Source organism: Mesorhizobium sp. M2C.T.Ca.TU.002.02.1.1, assembly GCF_003997225.1.
This window is the reverse complement of the sequence record NZ_RZTO01000798.1, coordinates 1-2,765: the sequence shown is the minus strand read 5'-3', so window position 1 is coordinate 2,765 and position 2,765 is coordinate 1. Positions and strand designations below refer to the sequence as shown.

General features: G+C 64.0%; 3 protein-coding genes. All 3 read right to left on the bottom strand.

All coding sequences use genetic code 11. The features are described from left to right. A partial coding sequence (locus EOD07_RS29575; RefSeq protein ID WP_164772655.1) for a Gfo/Idh/MocA family oxidoreductase occupies nucleotides 1-776 on the bottom strand: 776 nt, incomplete at its 3' end. 422 nt (nucleotides 777-1,198) lie between these two features. Next, nucleotides 1,199-2,356 (bottom strand): ROK family transcriptional regulator, encoded by a 1,158-nt coding sequence (locus EOD07_RS29570; RefSeq protein WP_164772654.1) that lies wholly within the window; start codon nucleotides 2,354-2,356, stop codon nucleotides 1,199-1,201. Between the two features lie 114 nt (nucleotides 2,357-2,470). Next, nucleotides 2,471-2,765, bottom strand: a 295-nt coding sequence (locus EOD07_RS29565) for a DoxX family protein (RefSeq protein ID WP_245470540.1), incomplete at its 5' end; no start/stop codon positions are given.

Here is a 2,765-nt window from a genome sequence, read left to right as displayed (position 1 = left end):
CCTTCGTGCCAGTCCATGCGGATCGGCAGCGTCAGATCGAGATGGCCGAGCGCGCCGTTTTCGAATTCCGTGTCGACGAACCAGCAATGGGCGCCGAAGCGTTCGAGCAGACGCGCCTGGACCGACTTGATCGGCCCGGCCAGATAACGCGCGAGATCGACGAGATGGCTGCCATGCGCCAGCATGAAATAGCGCTGGCGGTCGGCTTTCTGGTCCCCGGCCGGCTTCAATGCCTTGGCGCCGTTCCTCGGCACCGGCTGCACGGCATCGGTCATGGTGTAGCGATGAGTGGAATCGCAATACCAGGCCTTCAGCGCCAGCAGCGAGCCCATCTCCTTGGTGACGAACTCATGCGCCGCCTGGATGCCCGGATCGAAACGCAGCATATGGCCGATCTGCAGCACCAGGCCGGTGCGCTCGACATGGACCTTCAGGTCCTCCGCCTCCTCGACCGACATGGCGATTGGCTTTTCGCAGAGAACATGCTTGCCGGCCGAAAGAGCCTTGATTGCCGCCGGAACATGGAAGGCATCGGAAATGCCGATGACGACCGCCTCGACTTCCGCGTCGGCGAGCATGCGGTCATAGTCGTCGTAGATGCTGATCGCGTCGTAGAAGGAGCCGAAGCGGCGTGCCAGATCGACATCGGCGTCGCATACGGCCTGGAGGACGACGTTCCTCCCCTTCTGCGCCGATTCCAGATGCGCGAACTGGGATATTGGTCCGCAACCGAGGATACCGATGCGCAGACAACGGGCGTCTTTCTTGACGGGCACAGGCTCGCTCCCTGATATTTGTTTTTGTCTTATACAAAAACAAATATCACAAACGGCGGCGCGTCAAGGCGCTTCATGAGAATTTCGGCGATTGCTCACCTCATTTCAGTGAATCGGCGCAAACGCTGGGGATTGGCTAAGGCCTTCTAACCTCGTCATCCCTGGGCGGAGCAGCCGCGAAGCGGCGTCGCGGAGACCCTGGGATCCATTCCGTGACGTCGCGCGAGGGATAAAGGCGGAGCAGAACCGTACTCATTCTGAACCGCTGCAACACTCGCAGGTAACGGAATGGATCCTCGGGTCTGTGCGCGTCGCTTCGCTCCTTGCTCCGCCCGTGGATGACGACTCGGGCGGGCGTTTCGGCCAATCTCCAAGGCATGCCACCCTACCAGCGCGGACATCGCCGACCGGCTGCAGCGGAACTACAGCGTGCTGGCTTCGAGGTCCGGCAGAGCGAAAAGCGTGTCGCGGATGGTGGCCGCCGCGCCGATCGCCGCGCCGTCGGCGCCGAACTGCGCCACCCTGATCTCGGGCATGGCGAAACCCGCCAGAAGCCGTCGCTTGATGTCGGCCTGGATGCGCCGGCTGAGTTTTGGGTAGAGGCCGGCCAGCGGACCGCCAAGCACGATGCGACCGGGATCGAGCAGATGGATGGCGTTGACGAGGCCGGCGGAAAGGCCGCTGACCCAGGCGTCGAGCACGGCATCCACATCCTTGTCGCCGACATTGGCGAGCAGCATCTGAACGCCATCGGCCACCGGCTGGCCCTCTTCGAACAGCCGGGTGAAGAGCTTCGCGCCGGCCAGCATCTCGAACGTATCGACGCGTCCGCCGGCGGAAACGATGGTGTGGCCGATTTCGCCGGAATAGCCGTGTCCGCCCATCACGACGCGGCCGTCATCGATGATGGCGCCGCCGATGCCCTCGGCCAGGAGCACGACCAGCATGCTGCCGGCCTTCGCCGTGGCGGAGGCGGCGAGCTCGGCATTGGCGAAGGCGAAGGCGTCGTTGCAGACCATGACCGACCAGTCGGCGGGCGACTTCCGCGTCAGTTCCGCCTGCAGGGGATAGTTGCGCCATTCCAGGAACGGCGCGTGGACCACGCTGCCGTCACGCCCGACGAGGCCCGGCACCGAAATGCCGATGCCTTCGACCTTGTCCTGCAAGGCGGGATTCTCATTGAGCAGCCTCTCGATCAGGGAGAGCAGCCTGGCCGATATATGCCCGGCGTCACGGTAGCGCGGGCCGGTCGGCTCGACGATCCGGCTGACGACGTTCATCTGCAGGTCTAGCAGCACTCCGGTCAAGGAACGCGTGCCGACATCGGCGCCGACAAAATAAGCACCCGAAGGGTTGAGCGAAACGCCCACGCCCGGACGGCCCTTGCGCGATTCGGGGGACATTTCGGCGCTCTCGACGACCAGGCCGGCATCGAGCAGGACGCGCATGGCATTGCCGATGGTCGCCCGTGTCAGGCCGAGCTGGCGGGCCATTTCGGCGCGCGAGAGCTGCCGGCCGTTTTGCAGCAGTCGAAGGCAACGCCTTGCATTGATGTGGCGCAGTAGGCTTGTCGTATTCAAGGCGACGTCTTCAGGTTGGGCCCCGAGCAAATAGCATCGGGCGCGAGCAATCCAAAGAAGTTTCCTTGTTGGCGCGCGAACGCCGTCGGGTTGCGACGTGACGCGGACCCTGCCTCAAACCGGCAGGCTCGTCTCCCCCACCGACAGGTGCTGCTCGATGGGCGGATCGATCTTGGTGTCCTTGACGAGGCCGGCCAGCACTCTGTCCAGCGACAGCCTGCCGGAACCGGCGAGCGCCAGGATGAACATGCCGCCGGCGATCGCCAGATCCTTCTCGAAATGAAGCAATTCGTTCTGGCTGGCGAAATTGGTGTGGAAGAGGCTGGCCGTCATCAGACAGAACAGGCCGAGCCCGATCGCGCCCAGCCGTGCCAGGATGCCGAGCGCCACCGACAGGCCGGCTCCGAGT